Origin of the sequence: Pseudoalteromonas sp. GW168-MNA-CIBAN-0100, assembly GCF_040309225.1 — a bacterium.
In the GTDB taxonomy this organism is placed as follows: Bacteria; Pseudomonadota; Gammaproteobacteria; order Enterobacterales; family Alteromonadaceae; genus Pseudoalteromonas; species Pseudoalteromonas arctica.
In genome coordinates this window covers 120,088-138,133 of the sequence record NZ_JBEOOL010000006.1, presented here as the reverse complement: position 1 = coordinate 138,133, position 18,046 = coordinate 120,088, and the positions used below count along the sequence as shown (strand labels likewise).

Here is an 18,046-nt window from a genome sequence, read left to right as displayed (position 1 = left end):
CCTGATTTATATTATCCATTATATATAATATTTTTAATGATCCCATCTTATTATTTATATGAATATTTAAAAAATATTAGAAAATAAAACTACTTTAGTTTCGTTGGCAGTTACTAAGAGGAGTTTTATCGTAAAGGTTGAGGCTATTAATGATACTTTTTCAGCTAGACAGAGGGATTAGAAAGTATTTCTAATCTGAATACACGTGTCGCCAAAATAGATATTTTAGTTGTAATTATTGAGATAGCGTCAGTTTTTATTTGTGCATACATATCTAGAAGAAAGTAAAACTATATAGAAAACTTCTTAGTTGTACTTCCATTCTGCCATCTTATTTATAGTGGTAATAATATTAACAACGGAAAATTTACCCTTTATCATGCAAGCTACAATAGAATTTAAAATAAACATGTCAGTTCCTCTAATTCTCCAATCCGAAATAGCTGAATGCGGCCTAGCCTCTGTGGCAATGGTGGCAAGCTATCATGGTCATAGGCTGGATATGCCAGCCATGCGTAAGCGCTTTTCGGCTAATTTAAAGGGGATGAACTTACAACAGCTGATTGAGCTGGGTGATAACTTGGGGCTCGCCAGTCGTGCATTGCAATGCCCTATTGATGAAGTCCATAAACTACAAACTCCGTGTATTTTACATTGGGATATGAATCACTTTGTGGTATTGACCAAAGTCTCTGGCAAAGGTGCAAAGGCTAAATTTGCTATTAACGACCCTGCTGTTGGTAAGCGTAGTTTAAATAGTAATGAGTTTAGTAAACACTTTACCGGTATTTGTTTAGAGCTGACTCCAACCAGTCAGTTTGAAGCCAAACAAGAACAAGCACAGATGAAGTTTACCCAACTTTGGAGCTCAATGAAGGGCTTAAAAGCAGGGCTAATAAAACTGATTGCGTTGTCACTGGTATTGCAATTATTTGCTTTGATGACCCCTTATTATATGCAGTGGGTGGTGGATGAAGTACTCATTAGTTTTGATGAATCGTTATTAACGGTACTTGCCATGGGTTTTGCTCTGATTGCGATAATTTCAGTGGTGACTAATGCGGTACGAAGTTGGCTAATTTTACGGCTTTCGAGTTTGCTCAATATGCAAATGGGCGTGAATTTGCTCAGGCACTTATTGCGCTTGCCAATGAACTATTTTGAGTCCCGCCATATTGGCGATATTGTCTCGCGCTTTGGCTCATTAGCGCAAATACGGGAGCGCATAACTACAGGGTTTGTAGAAACACTGGTCGATGGCGTAATGGGCATTACCGTATTGATTATGATGCTAATTTATTCGCTAAAACTCACTGCGGTAGTTGTTGGTGCAATTGTGCTGTATACCTTGGTACGTTTAGCGCTGTATCGTCCACTACATCAAGCCACCGAAGAAATGATTCAATCATCTGCCACAGAGCAATCGAACTTTTTAGAAAATATTCGGGGTATGCAAACTATAAAATTGTTTGGTAATGAATCGCAGCGCCAAGGTATTTGGCAAAACCGTTATGCAGAGGTAATAAACAGTGAAATTCGTTTAGGGCGTTTAAACATTAGCTTTGATTCATTTAATAAGCTGTTATTTGGCCTTGAAAATGTATTGGTGATTTACTTTGCTGCATTGCTAGTTATGAGCAATAGCTTGTCTGTTGGTATGGTACTGGCGTTTATTGCTTATAAAAACCAGTTAACCAGCCGCTTTGCCAACTTAATTGAGCAAATTATTCAATTCAAAATGATGCGGTTACACTTAGACCGTATTGCAGATATAGCACTCACGAAACAAGAAGCTAATCGTGACGGTGAAATGGCCTATACAGGTGATGACGAAGGTAAAGTGAGAGGTCAGCTTACGCTCGAAAATATTTGCTTTAGTTACAGTGAAGAGCAAGCGCCTATTTTAAACACCGTTAACTTAACCCTGAATACCGGTGACTCGATTGCGATTACGGGTCCATCTGGTGCGGGTAAAACTACGTTGATGAAAATAATGCTAGGGTTATTACAGCCAACCTCAGGGACTGTGTTGCTTGATGGCAAAGATATCACTCAGCTTGGCCTTAAAAACTACCGCAAACAAATAGCTGCAGTAATGCAGGATGACACATTGTTAGCTGGCTCAATCGCCGATAACATCAGCTTTTTTGACCCACAGCCCAATTACTTAAAAATAGAGCAATGTGCCCGACATGCGGCTATTCATGATGATATTACCAAAATGACTATGGGTTATAACTCATTAGTAGGTGATATGGGATCAAACTTATCTGGCGGTCAAGTACAGCGTTTACTCCTTGCTCGCGCATTGTATCAATCGCCCTGCGTGTTGTTTATGGATGAAGCAACCAGCCATTTAGATAAGGATAACGAGGCGAAAATAAGTGAGCAAATTCAGCACTTACCCATCACACGGATTATGATTGCTCATCGCCAAGAAACCATTAACATGGCCAGCAAAGTCTATCAACTGAAAGAGGGTAGGTTGGTGGAGCTACAACAGCAGAGCGAGAGTGCATAAAATGACCAGTACTTGTGTTTTACACGCCTTTTTATTATGTTTACATTTAATAAAAGCTCAATACCAGCGATATAAAAACCCCTGTCACAAACAACTGCACAACACAAAACCCCATAATATCTTTTGCTTTTAGGCCTGCTATAGCCAATACGGGCAACGCCCAAAAAGGTTGAATTAAATTAGTCCAGGCATCACCCCATGCAACAGCCATTGCAACGCGCGATATATCAGCACCTAGCTCTTGTGCTGCAGGTATTACAATAGGTGCTTGTACAGCCCATTGGCCACCGCCAGAGGGAACAAACATATTAACGAGCCCTGCACTTATAAAACTAAAGAATGGCAAGCTATCAGCATCTGCAACGGCAATAAAGCCACGTGATATCTGTTGTGCTAATCCGCTATCAACCATTACCGCCATGATGCCGGCATAAAAAGGAAATTGAATAACAATGCCAGCCCCGCTTGGAATTGCTTGTTGCAGACTGTTAAGTAAATTATGGGGTGTTTGATGCAGCGTAATAGCTAAAAACAAAAATACGGCAATAACGCTATTAAGGTTTAAGTTTCCGCCAGCAATAAAAAAGTAATAACCTAAATATGCCAAACCTAATAAGCCAATTGTCATACCGAGTAGTTTACTTTGTTCCAAATGTTGGGCGGGTCTGGTTATTGTTGTGGGCTTAGGTGTTGTCTCTTGTAAAAGAGCTGGGTCGATATATACGCTTTCTTGCTCGCTTGGCAGCATATAGCGATTAACGAGCGGCATAATAATGAATAAACCAACTAATATGGCTATATTAAAGCCCGCAAATAAAGTGTGCTCTGTACTAATAATACCAATGCTGGCCTCTGAGAAGTGACCATCGGTTGCGATAGTTAAAGGAATCGAACCGGCTAATCCGCCATGCCATACAACAAAACCTGAGTAAGCGCTGGCTACTAATAATCGATAATCAACACGAGTATGTTTAGCAATTGCCTTGGCAAAAAGGGCACCAATAACTAAGCCAAATCCCCAATTTATCCAGCTCGCTAAAAGCGAAATAAGCGTTACCAATATAATTGCTTTAGGTGCTGTATTTGCGAGTGTTGCTAGTTTTTCTAATAACTTACTTATAGGCGGCGTACTTGCCAATATGTAGCCTGTAATTAACACTAGTAGCATTTGCATAGCAAAACTTAATAAGTTCCAAAATCCACCTCCCCACGCTTGTAATACTTCAATGTTGGTTGCGGTTGTAAATAAGCTCGCACTAATAAGAGTAATTATTGTAAGTAAAATTACAAATATAAAAGGGTCGGGAAGATAGCGCTCTACAATTTTAGTAAAAGGGCGGGCTATTTTATTAAGCATAAGCACAACTGTTTTGGTTATTATTTTAACGCTAATTAATCATGAAAAATCACCATTGGCAAACAGCATTTAGTCTTATATTTGTGGTTAAAAGCTTAAACATTGCTTAAAAGCATCGCTTACAGTAACGTACTGTTTATAGATAATTTACTAACGAAGACTTTGTATTATGCCGGTGATATTTAAAAGGCTAGCGTTACTTGTTCGCGCTCATATAGATCAGTTGAGTTGGCAAGCAGTGGCATTAGCTATTTTGACTCATATGCTATTAACATGGAGCTTACTATTTATAGCGAATGAGAAAGCGTTAACCTCGCTTACTACCTTTTTTTACTATTACACGGTAACAACATCAACAGTGGGATATGGTGACTTTAGTCCAACTACTGATCTTGGTCGTTGGGTGGTAGCATTAATACAAATTCCATTTGGTTTAGCTTTATTTGGTGTTTTGCTAGGAAAAGCAGGACAAACTGTTACTTACTTAATTAGGCGCGCTATGACTGGTGATAAAAACTTTGCCCACAGTAACCACCATATTATTATTTTTGGTTGGCACGACACTCGTACAAAAAAGATGATTGATTACATTTTGGCAGATACGAAACGTACTGACCGTCGTATTTTACTCGCGGTAACAGAGCAAATGGATCATCCTTTTTTAGCTAACGAAAGCGTTGATTTTGCACGTTTAACGAGTTTTACTAATTTAGCTGAACTAGAGCGGGTAGCTATTCGTAGTGCTGATAAGGTGATTATTGATGGTCAAGATGACGACCAGACATTTACGACAGCCCTGCGCATAAGTCGCTTAGTAAAAGATGATTGCCATATAAGTGCTCACTTTTTAGATGAAACTAAAGTTGAGATGATGTTAGAGCATTGCCAAAATGTAGAATGTAGTAGTGCAAAATCAGCTGAGATATTAGTACGCTCAATGCAAGATCCAGGTTCGAGCCGTGTGCAAGAGGAGCTGCTATCTACTTTGCACGGCGATACACAATTTAGCTTGAAAGTACCAAGTGGCTGCAAAGATATGGAGTTTGGTACTTTGTTTCATCATTTTAAGCTTGAGCATGATGCAATACTGTTAGGTGTTGCTCATAATTTAAGTGCGCAAAATATGGATTTAAACCCACCATTAGATTACAAAGTAAGTGAAGGCGATATTTTGCACTATATATCGGTAGATCGAGTATTAAGTAGTGAAGTAGACTGGTCGAGCCTAGAAAAATAATGAATGAAGTTGTATTTTTAATTGTTGTTTTAAGTGCTTACATATTACCTGTCGTTATTGTACTTAACAGTAAGCGTACACAGGGTCATGAAAAGAATGGCTGGCTAATGGGAATCATTATATTTTCTTGGTTAGGTTTAATGATGTACTTTACCATTGTGCCCAAGCATAGGCACAAAAAGAAAAAGGCTAAATAGAGTAGTTAGCCTTTATAGCCGTTTTCGTTGGAATAATTACTCTTCCAACTGTTTGAGTTTATGCTCAATTAGAGGGTCGTCAGGTAGAAGTTGCTGGGCGACTTCTAATAGCTGAATAGCATCATTAGGGTGCTCATCTTGGTGCTTAAGTGCCACATCTATTAATGGCTGAATATCAATTTTTGCTTGATGCTCTTGCACATACACTTCTTTTTCATCAGCTAAAATTTTATGCGCTGTACTCAATAATGCTAAACGATGAGGGGAGTCTGCATTAGCCGTATTGAGACTTTGATAATAATCTTCTTTTAAGCGTAAGGTTTTGGTTTGCAGGCGAAACTGTGCAATATCGATTTGCTGATGTTGAATGAAATCAACGGCTACTTGCTTATAAAACCCAAACTTATTCAAATATGTAGCGTGTGTGCCATGTCCCATACCAAATACTCGCAAGTGAGTTAACTGCTTATAGCGCTTGGCGTGCATTCGGTCTATACGATTCGTAGGATCGTAAATAATATAGCCTTGAGCATCTCCTAAATCTAGATCGTGATAATCTTGTTGCCAGTCAAACTGCTGAGCTATATCGGTACTAGAGCGGTCATCCCACGGTACTAATTCTTTATTTTTAGTACTTACCGGGTGAAAGAACAGTACTTGGTTTAGCTTTAATAGTTTAGCAAAAGCGCCAACAGCAAATCCGCCACGACTTAAACCATAGCCAAGTCGACAGTCAAATGGAGTGATTAATGTTGATAATTGCTCGAGAAAAAAGATTAAATTACGATTACGAAACCAATTACTTTTACCTAAATGCTGAAAAGCGATTACGTTTACGTTTTGTTTTTGAGCTAAGTGATAACCCCATGGTGCAAAATCAGGATTGAGATCTTGTTCTTGCACATTAGTACCAGCAGGAGAAAAAGTAAAAAGCAGGGGCTTATTAACGTCAACAAATTCATACTTAACAAATACATCGCCGAGTAAATCACTACCCGTCATGGGTAATCGAGTTTGTTGCTCATTGCGCGGGAGAGCCAACCATTCATCTAACCAATACAGTAATTTCATTAATCCTCCAGCTATAAGTCAGCATAGATCATATCAAACTCAATGAAATTAGGTCAAACCGAGAGGGTGTTACTGCGCCATTTTGATTATTTCATCCCAGTCATTTTTAGTAACAGGCATTATTGATAGTCGTCCGCCTTTTTTAAGTGCGATTTCAGTAATATTATTATTGGCTTTAATATCTTTAAGGCTAATTAATTTTTTTAAATGGCTTTGGTAAGTAACCTCAACAACAACCCAGCGTGGTTTGTCGCTGGTGGCTTTTGCATCGTAATAGTCGCTACTTAAATCAAACTGAGTAGGATCTGGGTAGGCATCGTGTGCCACTTCGGCAATACCCGCTACACCTACGTGTTTACAGCTTGAATGGTAAATCATCACTGAATCACCGACCTTAACGCCATCACGCATAAAATTGCGTGCTTGATAATTACGCACGCCTTCCCAAAGAGTCGTTTGTTTTGGTGCGTTTTTTAAATCATCTAATGAAAACGCATCGGGTTCAGTTTTAAATAGCCAGTAAGCCATAACAGTATTCCTAACAAATATTTACTTCCCACTATTGTATAGTATCATTTGCATACTAGGGTAATGAGGAAGAAGTAATGAGCCAAGTATTAGATGATTTATTGTCGTTGTTAACACTTGAAGAAATTGAGCAAGGTTTATATCGAGGACAAAGCCAAGATTTAGGCTTTGGTGCTGTGTTTGGCGGTCAAGTTATGGGGCAGGCGCTTTCTGCCGCTAAAGAAACTCTACCTGAGGGGCGTATAGTTCATTCATTGCATTCTTACTTTTTACGCCCAGGCGATCCAGCTAAACCGATTGTTTATGATGTAGAAACTATTCGCGATGGAAAGAGCTTTAGTACTCGCCGAGTAAAAGCGATTCAGTACGGTAAGCCAATCTTTTATATGACAGCGTCATTCCAAGGTGAAGAAAATGGTTTGTCGCATCAAGCAACAATGCCTGATGTACCCGCACCTGAAGAGTTACGTTCATCACTTGAGTTTTATCAAGATAACGCTTCGCATATCCCTGAAGTCATTCGTAATAAGTTTACGCGTGAAATGCCAATTGAAATGCGACCAGTTACTTTTCATAACCCATTTAAACCAGAAGTTATGGAGCCAGTAAAGCATATTTGGTTTAAAGCTAATGGTGAAATGCCAGACGATCAGCGCATCCACAATTACTTATTAGCATACGCCTCTGATTTTGAGTTTTTACCAACAGCATTGCAGCCTCATGGTGTATCGTTTATGCAGTCAAATATGCAAGTAGCTACTATAGATCATGCAATGTGGTTTCATCGCCCATTTAGAATGGATGATTGGATTTTGTATTCAATTGATAGTCCAAGTGCGAGTAATGGGTGTGGTTTGGTACGCGGGCAGTTTTTTGATCGCCAAGGCAACTTGGTTGCCTCAACAATGCAAGAAGGGGTTATGCGTCAGCGCTAACCCCCTTTTATGGATAGAGTACTAGTTACACTGATCTTGTACTATATCGCTGATTGACTGCCAGACGCGTGCTGGCAGTAATGTTTTAAGGTGTGCGTAGGTTTCGCAAAGTTGTGTACTGCCTACTAAGCCTTTATCACCATCTGTTATTAACGACTCGCCACGTAAGTTTTCGATAAAACTAACAAGTACTTTTTTATCAAAAAATTCAGGTGTTTTAATACCATGCAGTGTGCCTAAACGTTGTGCAAGCACTTGGCTCTCTCGTTCTAATTCTGCTTTTTCAATGCCATCACTTGTTTGAATAAAACCAATCACAATAGCGTAACGTTGTAGAGTAAAACTAAGTGCTCGTCCAAGCATTTCTAGCTTAGCTAAGCAGTCATTACTGTTCGTTATATGAATGTTATCGCCATCAAACTCAATTAAATTTTGATCAGCAAAATTAGCTAAAATACGCGTTATATAGTTTTCATCAAGAGGCTGTAAATACCATTCTTTAGCAAATAACGGATAAAACGTTTTTACAAGTTGCTGGCATTGCTCAATAGTTGTGCTGTGTTGTTTGAATAGATGTAGTGCAATTAAGCTTGGTACTGCAAACAAGTGCAAAATGTTGTTTCGGTAGTAATTAAACAGTACTTTTTCTTTATCGCTAATAGTAATAATTTCGCCAAATTCATCACTGATAACTTCAAACTTATTCAGCTTTAATGCATGCGTTAGTAATTGCTCTGGTGTTTCGTCTGGCGCGGTTACTTTATCGCTATAGCTTGCATCGCGCTGTAAGCGCAGATAAAAATCAAGTTGTGCTAATAGCTTTGGTTTACTCAATGCTTGTTTATCGTTAACCAGCAATATCATCGCTAGTAAGTTAACCGCATTAAGCGCGGCCGCATTATTAATTTTAACCATTACTTGGTCGGCAAGTTTAGTTACTTGTGGCGCTAACCATTGTGGCTTTTGCACATCGGTAGGGTGTATTGAATCACGCCAATCAGGTTGGTTATCGTTTAAGTATTGGTTAATCGAGATTGGATCACCAAAGTTTAAATTACCACGACCGTAGTTTTTAAGGTTTTTGATTGCCTTAAAAATACCAAATATAGATTCGCCTTTTTTATCTTTTCCATCCAGCTCTTTAAGGTAGGTGTTAATTTCCATGACGTGCTCGTAGCCAATGTACACAGGAACGATAGATATTGGTCTGTCTATTCCGCGTAGCATTGCTTGTAATGTCATAGATAGCATACCTGTTTTAGGTGGAAGTAAGCGCCCAGTTCGGCTTCGACCGCCTTCCGTGTAAAACTTAACAGAGTAACCTTTAATAAACAGTTGGCTTAAATACTCTTTGAATATGGCAGAATAAAGTTTATTGCCTGCAAACGAGCGACGAATAAAAAATGCCCCGGAGCGTCTAAATATGCCACCGGCAGGGAAAAAATTAAGATTTATACCTGCCGCTATATGTGGTGGAACTAAGCCTAAATGATAAATAGAGTAAGTAAGCAGTAAGTAATCCATATGACTGCGATGACAAGGCATATAGATTATTTCATGGCCTTTATCTGTTAGTTCATGAATTTGTTCTGCGTGTTTAATATCAATACCGTTATAGAGCTTATTCCACAACCAAGTTAAAAATCGCTCGGCCACACGTATCATTGCTTCAGAGTAATTAGCAGCTATCTCATCAAGTAGCTTAAGTGCATTTTGGCGGGCTTCTGTTTGGCTAATGTTTTTAGCTTTAGCTTCATCTTGAATTGCTTTTTTTATTGTAGGTGACGCTAATAATGAATTAAATAATTGTTCACGAGAGGGCATTTTAGGGCCTGTAGCAGCTAGCTTTTGGCGCTTAAAGTGAACACGTGCTACACGTAATAATTTATGTGGTAACTCGCTTACATCGGCTTTTTCATTAACTAAAAGCGATAAGTCGAGTGGTTGGCTAAAGCGAATAAAGTTGTCGCGTCCTGAAAACAACACCACAAAAAACTTTCTAAACCAGCTAGGAGTTAGAGAGTGCGTAATTAAAGTTCGTAGCCCCGGCTTTTCTTTACCCGGGTCGCGACCCCATAAAATAGTAACCGGAACCACTTGTACGTTTTGCTGCCCACTTTGTATTAGGTATTCAATAATTTGTTTACCTTGAGCTAAAGCATTGGTTGGCTTAGCTTCATCACCAAACAGTGGTGGTGGATTTTTAATACCAATAAAACGGTCTAAATCTTGGTTACCTAATACTTGCTCTTCAGTTGGGCTAGGTAGACCATTTTTTTTACACGCATGTGCGAGAGCCGCTAAATCAAATCGTGAATTTAAACGCACTATATAAAATGTAGGATACTCAGGGTTTAGATCATACTGTTTAATAGGATTTTCTGGCAGCACTTTGCTTTTTACAAATAAGCGGCTAAATCCAGCAGACATAACATTTAAACAATAATTAAAAATACGCATCGACTCACCATATTGAGAGTATTAAGGGCAAAATTAGCGCAGTAGGATACCATAATATCTAAAAATCACTTAGTTTGCGTAATTAAGGTGTTAACTTGTTTATTGACTAGCAAGTAGAGCTATTAGTTCAAGTATAGCTAATAAGCATGTATGGGCGCTTATTTAATCAAATTTACAGCCATTGTATTGTTTCTAAATAGTTGTTGCATTTATCACCAATACCTCTATAATACGCAGGCTTTCAAAATTCCTCTGGGAATTAGAAAGGATAAATTAAGCTTGGATTTCAAGCTAATAAACAGGAGTTCCGATTTGGAACTCAACGTAGATATAATCAAACAGCCGACATCTTAAGTTTTAAGATTGTTTCGGTCGTTTTTTTATGCTCTTTTATATGCTCTTTATATTGAGGTTAAGAATGTCAAATCAACGCATTCGTATTCGCCTAAAAGCTTTTGACCACCGTTTGATTGACCAATCAACGGCAGAAATCGTGGAAACTGCGAAACGCACTGGCGCACAAGTACGTGGTCCAATCCCACTACCTACACGCTTTGAACGTTTTACTGTACTAACTTCACCGCACGTTAATAAAGATGCGCGTGATCAGTACGAGATCCGCACCCATAAACGTCTGATAGACATCGTAGAACCAACTGACAAGACTGTAGACGCGCTTATGCGTTTAGATCTTGCTGCTGGTGTTGATGTTCAAATCAGCCTGGGTTAATCGAAAGATTAGAGAGGTTTTAGGAAAATGGCATTAGGTCTAGTCGGTCGTAAAGTGGGTATGACACGAATCTTCACTGAAGATGGTGTATCTATCCCTGTGACAGTTATTGAAGCGACACCTAACCGCATTGCTCAGATCAAATCTGACGCAACAGACGGTTATAACGCGCTTCAAGTAACCGCAGGCACTAAAAAAGCAAGTCGTGTAAACAAAGCTAAAGCGGGTCATTTCGCTAAAGCTGGTGTTGAAGCGGGTCGCGGTCTGTGGGAATTCCGCCTTAACGGTGGTGAAGGCGATTTTGAAGTAGGCGCTGAGCTTACTGTTGAATTATTCAACGAAATCAACAAGGTTGACGTAACCGGTACTTCTAAAGGTAAAGGTTTCCAAGGTGGTGTTAAGCGCTGGAATTTCAGCATGCAAGACGCTACACATGGTAACTCTCTATCTCACCGTGCTCCTGGTTCAATCGGTCAAAACCAATCACCTGGTAAGGTGTTTAAAGGTAAGAAAATGGCCGGTCATATGGGTGCTGAGCGTGTAACGACTCAAAACTTAGAACTAGTTCGCGTTGACGCTGAGCGTAATTTGCTTTTAGTTAAGGGTGCAGTACCTGGAGCTATTGGCGGTGACGTTATCGTTAAACCAGCTGTTAAAGCATAAGTCCTGGAGATTTAGTGATGGAATTAGCAATTAAAGACGCTTCTGGCGGTCTTGAAGTTTCTGAAGCTACTTTTGGACGTGAGTTTAACGAAGCATTAGTACATCAAGTAGTTGTTGCATACGCAGCAGGTGCTCGTCAAGGTACTCGTGCTCAGAAGACACGTTCTGAAGTAAGCGGTGGTGGTAAAAAACCATGGGCTCAAAAAGGTACTGGCCGTGCACGTGCCGGTACAATCCGTAGCCCAATTTGGCGTTCAGGTGGCGTTAGCTTTGCAGCTAAACCACAAGACCACAGCCAAAAAGTAAACCGTAAAATGTACCGTGGTGCGATTAAAAGCATCTTATCTGAATTAGTTCGTCAAGAGCGTTTAATCGTTGTTGAAAGTTTTGCTCTAGCAGCACCAAAAACTAAAGAACTAGTTGCTAAGCTTAAAGAACTTGAGCTTAAAGATGTTCTTATCGTGACTGAAGAAGTAGATGAAAATCTTTTCTTATCGGCACGTAACCTTTATAAGGTTGACACACGTGATGTAGCTGGTATCGATCCTGTAAGCTTAATTGCTTTCGATAAGGTACTTATTACAGCCGCTGCTGTTAAGCAACTTGAGGAGGCGCTAGCATGATTCGCGAAGAACGTCTTTTAAAAGTGATCCTTGCTCCACATATCTCTGAAAAAAGCACAATTGCTGCTGAAGAAAACAATACTATTGTTTTTAAAGTAGTAAATGACGCAACTAAAGCTGAAATTAAAGTAGCAGTTGAGAAGCTTTTTGAAGTAGAAGTAACTGGTGTTCGCACACTTAACGTTAAGGGTAAAACAAAACGTACTGGCGCACGTTTCGGTCGTCGTAGCGACTGGAAGAAAGCTTACGTTACTCTTAAAGAAGGCAGCGAGCTAGACTTTGTCGGCGGCGCCGAGTAATAAGGGGATAGAATTATGGCACTTCAAAAGTGTAAGCCTACTTCTGCGGGCCGTCGTCACCTAGTTAAAGTGGTTAACTCTGATCTACATAAGGGTAAGCCATACGCACCACTTTTAGAGAAAAACTCTAAATCAGGTGGTCGTAATAACAATGGTCGTATTACGGTTCGTCATATCGGTGGTGGTCATAAACAACACTACCGTTTAATCGATTTTAAACGTACTAAAGATGGCATTCCAGCTACTGTTGAACGTTTAGAATACGATCCAAATCGTAGCGCAAACATCGCTCTTGTATTATATGCAGACGGTGAGCGTCGTTACATTATCGCACCTAAAGGCTTAAAAGCTGGCGATGCAATCCAGTCTGGTGTTGATGCACCAATCAAGCCTGGTAATGCATTACCAATGCGTAATATGCCTGTAGGTTCGACTGTTCACAACGTAGAATTAAAACCAGGTAAAGGTGCTCAAATCGCACGTTCTGCTGGTGCATACGTTCAAATCCTTGCTCGTGATGGTCAATATGTAACATTACGTCTTCGTTCAGGCGAAGTTCGTAAAGTTGAATCTGATTGTCGTGCGACTCTAGGTGAAGTAGGCAATGCTGAGCATATGCTTCGTTCACTTGGTAAAGCAGGTGCAAATCGCTGGCGTGGTATTCGTCCGACAGTTCGTGGTGTTGCCATGAACCCGGTAGATCACCCACACGGTGGTGGTGAAGGTCGTACATCTGGTGGTCGTCATCCTGTGTCTCCATGGGGTAAACCGACTAAAGGTGCGAAGACGCGTAAGAACAAGCGTACGGATAAATTTATAGTACGTCGTCGTACTAAGTAATATTGAGGAATAGCCATGCCACGCTCTCTCAAGAAGGGTCCTTTTATAGACCTACACTTGCTGAAGAAGGTAGAGAAAGCTTTGGAAAGCGGTGAGAAAAAGCCAATTAAAACTTGGAGCCGTCGTTCAATGATCATACCTAACATGATCGGATTGACCATTGCTGTCCATAATGGTCGCCAGCACGTACCAGTTTTCGTTTCTGACGAAATGATCGGTCACAAACTAGGTGAATTTGCACCAACTCGCACTTACCGTGGCCATGCTGCGGATAAGAAAGCGAAGAAACGATAAGAGGGGAAGATAAATGCAAGCATTAGCTAAACATAAATTCGCCTCTGGTTCGGCGCAAAAAGCACGTCTAGTTGCAGATCAGATCCGCGGGTTACCTGTAGATCGCGCACTAGAAATCCTGGCGTACAGCCCGAAGAAAGCGGCTGTATTAGTTAAGAAAGTACTTGAGTCTGCTATTGCTAACGCAGAGCATAACGAAGGTGCTGACATTGATGAGCTTCGTATAACAACGATCTTTGTGGACGATGGTCCTACAATGAAACGTATTATGCCTCGTGCTAAAGGACGCGCAGACCGCATCCTTAAGCGTACAAGCCATATCACTGTTATGGTTTCAGATAGCTAGGAGTATAAGTAATGGGACAAAAAGTTCATCCTACTGGTATTCGCCTAGGTATATCTAAACCTTGGGTTTCTACCTGGTACGCGAGTTCAAAAGATTTCTCTGCACAGCTTTTTGGCGATCACAAAGTTCGTACATTCCTTACTAAGGAATTGAAAACGGCTTCTGTGTCTAAAATCGTTATTGAGCGTCCAGCAAAATCAATCCGTGTAACAATTCATACGGCTCGTCCGGGTGTTGTTATCGGTAAAAAAGGCGAAGACGTAGAAAAATTACGTCAAGCGGTAACTAAAATCGCTGGTGTACCTGCTCAGATTAATATCTCTGAAGTACGTAAACCAGAACTAGATGCACAACTAGTAGCAGACGGCATTGCCTCTCAACTAGAACGTCGTGTTATGTTCCGTCGCGCTATGAAGCGTTCGGTACAAAATGCAATGCGCATCGGTTCTAAAGGGATTAAAGTTGAAGTTAGCGGTCGTCTTGGCGGCGCTGAAATCGCACGTTCAGAATGGTATCGTGAAGGTCGTGTACCTCTACATACTCTTCGTGCTGATATCGATTACGCAACTTCTGAAGCCTTAACCACTTATGGTATCATTGGTGTTAAAGTTTGGATCTTCAAAGGCGAAGTTATTGGTGGTTTACCACTAGTACAAGAGCAAGAGAAGCCAGCTAAACGCGCACCAAAGAAAGCCAAGAAAAGTGCTAAGTAGAGGTAGCGACTAATGTTACAGCCAAAACGTACAAAATTCCGTAAAATGCACAAAGGCCGCAACCGCGGTTTAGCGCAAAACGGTAACAAAGTAAGCTTCGGTACTTTCGGATTGAAAGCAACTGGCCGTGGCCGTATGACTGCTCGTCAAATCGAAGCAGCTCGTCGTGCTATGACGCGTCACGTGAAACGTCAAGGTAAAATCTGGATTCGTGTCTTCCCTGACAAACCGATTACAGAAAAACCTCTTGAAGTTCGTATGGGTAAAGGTAAAGGTTCTGTTGAATATTGGGTTGCTGAAATTCAGCCTGGTAAAGTACTTTACGAAATGGAAGGTGTTTCAGAAGAGCTTGCTCGTGAAGCATTCGACCTTGCTGCTCGTAAATTGCCATTCAAAACAACTTTCGTAACTCGGACGGTAATGTGATGAAAGCTAGCGAACTAAAAGACAAAAGCGTAGAAGAGCTTAATGCTGAACTTCTAGGACTACTTCGTGAGCAATTTAATATGCGCATGCAAGCTAGCACTGGTCAGTTAGCTCAGACACACACGCTAAGAACAGTACGCCGCGATATCGCGCGTGTAAAAACAGTTATTAACCAGAAGGCAGGTCAATAATGAGCGATAAAATTCGTACTCTTCAAGGCCGTGTAATCAGCGACAAGATGGAAAAATCTTTCACTATCGCTATCGCACGTTACGTGAAGCACCCAATCTATGGGAAATTCATTAAACGTACGACTAAGTTACACGTACATGACGAAAATAACACAGCAAAAGCGGGTGACGTAGTTACTATCCGTGAATGCGCACCAATTTCTAAGAATAAATCTTGGACTTTAGTAGACGTTATTTCTAGTCCAAAACAAGCTTAATTTTTTAATTAAGTTAGTTTTTTAAAAAAGCCTCGGCATTAGCTGGGGCTTTTTGTATTTAAAGCACCTGCAAACAGTAAACTAGGGTGAGCGGGTCACCTGGATTAGTCTTCTATCTGAAAATACAAAGTTATCTTGGGGAGTAGTTGAGAGTTTCATGTACCAGTTACTTTTTTGCTAGCAGAACCATCTACTGAATCAGAAGAAGTTAGATAATAAACTTACATATCTCAGTTAATTTAATGCCAACATGGGGTCATCTAATTCGTGGTGTTACTTTTCTTTTACAGTCTTTTAGTTTGAGAACTCACTTACCTTATTTTATTACAATGATACAGTTTCAAAGTATCGAAAATAGACATCCATACACAACTTTCATCATCAGCTTATCTGGTTTTTTTATGTCTAAAACCTCAATTTATCGCCTTAAATTAATATTCTGGTATGATTAGCAAATATGCGCTTTTGAATGAATTTTTGAGGTAGTAATGACGCGTAGTTTTGAATTTCATTTGACTGATGAAGTAGCCACGGTTGCAATGGGTAATCGCGTTGCTGATATTATAGAGCAAGGTGCGGTTATTTATTTACATGGTGATTTAGGCGCTGGTAAAACAACGTTTACAAGAGGGCTAGTGCAAGGCTTTGGACATACAGGCAAAGTTAAAAGCCCAACGTATACACTTGTTGAACCTTATGAACTCGAGCGCGCAAATGTTTATCATTTTGATTTATACCGCTTAGGTGACCCTGAAGAACTAGAATACATGGGAATACGCGATTATTTTTCACCAGATGCAATTTGCGTTGTTGAGTGGCCTGAAAAAGGTGGTGAATTTATTCCTGTGCCTGATTTAGATATTACTCTAAGCTATATGGGTAACGAACGTAAAATTGTTATTAATAGCGCCAGTGAGTGTGGTGTAGCAATTGTCGAAAAACTAAATAACAAATAATAATATAGTTAAGGCAGTAATTATCAAATGAGCCGAGGTGTAGTTAAACTCTTTATTTACCTTATGGTTATTACCATAAGCTTGCCGCTGTGGGCCAAAAATACAATTAATAGTGTACGCGTATGGCCGTCCCCTGATAGTACGCGTGTGGTATTTGATTTAAATGATAAGCCTGACTTTAGCTATTTCATGCTTAAAAACCCAAGCCGCCTAGTAATTGATTTAGAAAACACTAGCGAGTTAAAAATACTACCAGGTGTACCACCAAAACATCAAATAGTGAGCAAGCTACGCTACTCAAAACCTAAAAATAAGCACAGTGTTCGGTTAGTGTTTGAATTAAACGCACCAGTAAAGCCAGTTGTATTTGCTTTAGCGCCTACAGGCCCTTATAAAAACAGGCTCGTTGTTGATTTATACAATAAAAGCCAAGCTGCCACAGTTGTTTCTCCTGCTCAAACAGCAGCTAAAAACCGCCAGTTAAGCCAAGAACGCGATATTGTGATTGCAATTGATGCGGGTCATGGCGGCGAAGATCCAGGTTCAATTGGTCCCTCTGGCACGTACGAAAAAACAGTAACACTGCAAATTGCAAAACGTTTAGAGCGCATGATTGATGGCGAACGTGGGATGATTTCGCGCATGGTACGAAGCGGTGACTACTTTGTAAAACTTAATACGCGTACCAATCGTGCTCGTGAAAAAAAGGCCGACTTTTTTGTCTCTATTCATGCTGATGCATTTACGAGCCCGGGACCAAATGGTGCCTCTGTTTGGGTGTTGTCGTTAAGGCGTGCTAATTCAGAGATAGGTAAATGGATAGAAGATAAAGAAAAGCACTCTGAGCTTTTAGGTGGCGCTGCGGATGTAATGAAAGATGCCGCTAACGAAAAATACTTAGCGCAAGCATTACTTGATATGTCGATGGATCACTCTATGAAAACCGGCTTAAACGTAGCTGACGAAGTGGTTAAAGAGCTACGTAAAGTTGCTAAGCTGCATAAAAAAGATCCCCAACATGCGAGTCTTGCTGTACTTAAATCACCAGATATCCCATCAATTTTAGTAGAAACAGGGTTTATATCTAACCCACGAGAAGAAAAGCTGCTTAAAAGTGCAAACCATCAAGAGCGTTTGGCTAAAGCTATATTTACTTCAATTAAAAATTACTATTTAAAAAATCCACCTGATGACTCTTTATTTGCTAAATTAAAGTCGCAATATCCCACAAAGCACAAGGTACGCCCGGGTGAATCTTTAAGTATGTTGGCGAGTCGCTATGGCATTACAGTCACTGAATTAAAACAAGTTAATAAGCTTAGCTCTAATACTTTGTTTATTGGGCAAGAGCTCGATATACCACAAAGTTAGTCATTATTATTAGCGCAATGCTTGCTAGGAA

At 40.1% G+C, this 18,046-nt stretch carries 21 protein-coding genes; 17 read left to right on the top strand and 4 right to left on the bottom strand.

Annotated elements, in window-relative coordinates; all coding sequences use genetic code 11:
* The first annotated feature begins 409 nt into the window (after positions 1 to 409).
* The gene (locus AAEY62_RS05385) at positions 410 to 2,521 is read left to right on the top strand and encodes a peptidase domain-containing ABC transporter (RefSeq protein WP_350634704.1); all 2,112 of its coding nucleotides are present in this window, start codon (positions 410 to 412) and stop codon (positions 2,519 to 2,521) included.
* 46 nt (positions 2,522 to 2,567) lie between these two features.
* Here the strand turns inward: AAEY62_RS05385 and AAEY62_RS05380 are convergent, their stop codons facing one another.
* The gene (locus AAEY62_RS05380; RefSeq protein ID WP_350634703.1) at positions 2,568 to 3,878 is read right to left on the bottom strand and encodes a short-chain fatty acid transporter; all 1,311 of its coding nucleotides are present in this window, start codon (positions 3,876 to 3,878) and stop codon (positions 2,568 to 2,570) included.
* A gap of 169 nt (positions 3,879 to 4,047) precedes the next feature.
* On the opposite strand from AAEY62_RS05380, the gene AAEY62_RS05375 reads away from it, so the two are divergent.
* Positions 4,048 to 5,115 (top strand): potassium channel family protein, encoded by a 1,068-nt coding sequence (locus AAEY62_RS05375; RefSeq protein WP_007587041.1) that lies wholly within the window; start codon positions 4,048 to 4,050, stop codon positions 5,113 to 5,115.
* A complete protein-coding gene (locus tag AAEY62_RS05370) occupies positions 5,115 to 5,312 on the top strand; it encodes a PLDc N-terminal domain-containing protein (protein WP_007587044.1) in 198 nt (65 codons plus the stop codon). Before AAEY62_RS05375 ends, AAEY62_RS05370 begins: the two co-directional genes overlap by 1 nt.
* A gap of 36 nt (positions 5,313 to 5,348) precedes the next feature.
* On the opposite strand, the gene AAEY62_RS05365 is transcribed toward AAEY62_RS05370, so the two are convergent.
* Both AAEY62_RS05365 and AAEY62_RS05360 read right to left on the bottom strand, forming a co-directional pair.
* The gene (locus tag AAEY62_RS05365) at positions 5,349 to 6,383 is read right to left on the bottom strand and encodes a hypothetical protein (protein ID WP_024590562.1); all 1,035 of its coding nucleotides are present in this window, start codon (positions 6,381 to 6,383) and stop codon (positions 5,349 to 5,351) included.
* A gap of 69 nt (positions 6,384 to 6,452) precedes the next feature.
* A complete protein-coding gene (locus tag AAEY62_RS05360; protein ID WP_024590563.1) occupies positions 6,453 to 6,911 on the bottom strand; it encodes an EVE domain-containing protein in 459 nt (152 codons plus the stop codon).
* A 77-nt stretch (positions 6,912 to 6,988) separates the two neighbouring features.
* On the opposite strand from AAEY62_RS05360, the gene tesB reads away from it, so the two are divergent.
* The gene (tesB, locus tag AAEY62_RS05355; RefSeq protein WP_024590564.1) at positions 6,989 to 7,846 is read left to right on the top strand and encodes an acyl-CoA thioesterase II; all 858 of its coding nucleotides are present in this window, start codon (positions 6,989 to 6,991) and stop codon (positions 7,844 to 7,846) included.
* A gap of 21 nt (positions 7,847 to 7,867) precedes the next feature.
* On the opposite strand, the gene plsB is transcribed toward tesB, so the two are convergent.
* Entirely contained in the window at positions 7,868 to 10,306 is a 2,439-nt protein-coding gene (gene plsB / locus AAEY62_RS05350) for a glycerol-3-phosphate 1-O-acyltransferase PlsB (protein WP_024590565.1), read from the bottom strand.
* Positions 10,307 to 10,724: 418 nt separating this feature from the next.
* Between plsB and rpsJ the strand changes: the two genes are divergently transcribed.
* From rpsJ to AAEY62_RS05285, 13 genes are all read left to right on the top strand, one after another.
* Positions 10,725 to 11,036 (top strand): 30S ribosomal protein S10, encoded by a 312-nt coding sequence (rpsJ, locus tag AAEY62_RS05345; RefSeq protein ID WP_002957900.1) that lies wholly within the window; start codon positions 10,725 to 10,727, stop codon positions 11,034 to 11,036.
* A gap of 27 nt (positions 11,037 to 11,063) precedes the next feature.
* Positions 11,064 to 11,699 (top strand): 50S ribosomal protein L3, encoded by a 636-nt coding sequence (gene rplC, locus AAEY62_RS05340; protein WP_002957898.1) that lies wholly within the window; start codon positions 11,064 to 11,066, stop codon positions 11,697 to 11,699.
* A 17-nt stretch (positions 11,700 to 11,716) separates the two neighbouring features.
* The gene (gene rplD / locus AAEY62_RS05335) at positions 11,717 to 12,322 is read left to right on the top strand and encodes a 50S ribosomal protein L4 (protein WP_002957897.1); all 606 of its coding nucleotides are present in this window, start codon (positions 11,717 to 11,719) and stop codon (positions 12,320 to 12,322) included.
* A complete protein-coding gene (rplW, locus tag AAEY62_RS05330) occupies positions 12,319 to 12,621 on the top strand; it encodes a 50S ribosomal protein L23 (protein WP_002957896.1) in 303 nt (100 codons plus the stop codon). Before rplD ends, rplW begins: the two co-directional genes overlap by 4 nt.
* A 15-nt stretch (positions 12,622 to 12,636) precedes the next feature.
* The gene (gene rplB / locus AAEY62_RS05325; RefSeq protein ID WP_002957895.1) at positions 12,637 to 13,461 is read left to right on the top strand and encodes a 50S ribosomal protein L2; all 825 of its coding nucleotides are present in this window, start codon (positions 12,637 to 12,639) and stop codon (positions 13,459 to 13,461) included.
* A gap of 15 nt (positions 13,462 to 13,476) precedes the next feature.
* Positions 13,477 to 13,755 carry a 30S ribosomal protein S19 gene (gene rpsS / locus AAEY62_RS05320; protein ID WP_004588689.1) on the top strand — a complete coding sequence of 93 codons (279 nt, stop codon included), beginning with the start codon at positions 13,477 to 13,479 and terminating at the stop codon, positions 13,753 to 13,755.
* 13 nt (positions 13,756 to 13,768) lie between these two features.
* On the top strand, positions 13,769 to 14,101 hold the full coding sequence (gene rplV, locus AAEY62_RS05315; RefSeq protein WP_002957892.1) for a 50S ribosomal protein L22: 333 nt from the start codon (positions 13,769 to 13,771) through the stop codon (positions 14,099 to 14,101).
* 11 nt (positions 14,102 to 14,112) lie between these two features.
* Complete coding sequence (rpsC, locus tag AAEY62_RS05310; RefSeq protein WP_002957891.1) at positions 14,113 to 14,814, top strand: 30S ribosomal protein S3; 702 nt, start codon at positions 14,113 to 14,115, stop codon at positions 14,812 to 14,814.
* Positions 14,815 to 14,826: 12 nt separating this feature from the next.
* Positions 14,827 to 15,240, top strand: a complete 414-nt coding sequence (rplP, locus tag AAEY62_RS05305; protein ID WP_002957890.1) for a 50S ribosomal protein L16 — start codon at positions 14,827 to 14,829, stop codon at positions 15,238 to 15,240.
* Positions 15,240 to 15,431, top strand: coding sequence for a 50S ribosomal protein L29 (gene rpmC / locus AAEY62_RS05300; protein WP_002957889.1), 192 nt, complete (start codon positions 15,240 to 15,242; stop codon positions 15,429 to 15,431). Before rplP ends, rpmC begins: the two co-directional genes overlap by 1 nt.
* Entirely contained in the window at positions 15,431 to 15,688 is a 258-nt protein-coding gene (gene rpsQ / locus AAEY62_RS05295; RefSeq protein WP_002957888.1) for a 30S ribosomal protein S17, read from the top strand. Before rpmC ends, rpsQ begins: the two co-directional genes overlap by 1 nt.
* 488 nt (positions 15,689 to 16,176) lie before the next feature.
* The gene (tsaE, locus tag AAEY62_RS05290; RefSeq protein ID WP_350634702.1) at positions 16,177 to 16,644 is read left to right on the top strand and encodes a tRNA (adenosine(37)-N6)-threonylcarbamoyltransferase complex ATPase subunit type 1 TsaE; all 468 of its coding nucleotides are present in this window, start codon (positions 16,177 to 16,179) and stop codon (positions 16,642 to 16,644) included.
* Between the two features lie 27 nt (positions 16,645 to 16,671).
* Positions 16,672 to 18,015, top strand: coding sequence for an N-acetylmuramoyl-L-alanine amidase (locus AAEY62_RS05285; RefSeq protein ID WP_024597271.1), 1,344 nt, complete (start codon positions 16,672 to 16,674; stop codon positions 18,013 to 18,015).
* The last annotated feature ends 31 nt before the right edge of the window (positions 18,016 to 18,046 follow it).